At 73.0% G+C, this 278-nt stretch carries 1 protein-coding gene; it reads right to left on the minus strand.

What is annotated here, in order from left to right:
• A partial coding sequence (locus tag AC2ETI_RS32735; RefSeq protein WP_483635066.1) for a Rid family hydrolase occupies nucleotides 1-207 on the minus strand: 207 nt, incomplete at its 3' end.
• Nucleotides 208-278 lie beyond the last annotated feature (71 nt).

The raw sequence follows: 278 nt of genomic DNA on the forward strand, positions 1-278 counted from the left end.
GGTGCGCACGACGTCGGACAGGGACGCGCCGACCTCGCTGAGCGCCACCTCGATGCGGCGCAACGCCTCTCGGGTCTGCGCCGCCGGGCTGTCTCCCGCGGCGGTGGTCCCGGCCACGGCGATGTGCGCGCCGATGCGCACCGCGCGCGAGTACCCGACCTCGGACTCGAACGCCGAGCCGGAGGAGACGTTGACCCGTCGCGTCACGACCACCAACCTAACGGGTGGCCGCGTGCAGTCGTGGCTGCCGGCGCCGCTCAATACACTGAGCGCTCGTG

Source organism: Rhodococcus sp. MurmanLake-1 (genome assembly GCF_056945715.1).